Source organism: Bradyrhizobium sp. UFLA05-153 (assembly GCF_054185185.1).
The window spans coordinates 1-518 of sequence record NZ_JBBIAM010000362.1; the positions used below are offsets into that span (position 1 = coordinate 1).

Genomic DNA, 518 nt, shown 5'->3' on the forward strand with positions numbered 1-518 from the left:
TGCGCTCTTCATCGATGGCGCCAACCTCCACGCCACCGCCAAGACCTTGGGCTTCGACATCGATTACAAGCGCCTGCTGAAGGAATTCCAGAGCCGCGGCACAATGCTCCGCGCCTTCTACTACACGGCGACCATTGAAGATCAGGAGTATTCCTCGATCCGCCCTTTGATCGACTGGCTGAACTACAACGGCTTTACCGTTGTTACAAAGACGACAAAGGAGTACGTCGACGCGCATGGGCGTCGCAGGATGAAGGGCAACATGGACATCGAGCTCGCGGTGGATGCGATGGAGCTCGCCGGGCAGCTCGATCAAATGATTCTCTTCTCCGGCGACGGCGACTTCCGCTCGCTTGTTCAAGCGGTGCAGCGCCGCGGCGTCCGGGTTACTGTGGTCTCGACCATGTCCAGCCAGCCGCCGATGATCGCCGACGAGCTCCGCCGCCAGGCAGATGTCTTCACCGATCTCGCGGAGCTGCAATCCAAAATCGGTCGGGACTCGTCGGAGCGGCCGGCCC

The 518-nt window shown here is 60.8% G+C and carries 1 protein-coding gene; it reads left to right on the forward strand.

Features of this window, described 5'->3' with window-relative positions; all coding sequences use genetic code 11:
- The coding region (locus tag Q2941_RS51895; RefSeq protein WP_458197586.1) for a LabA-like NYN domain-containing protein at window positions 1-518 on the forward strand (518 nt) is incomplete at both ends.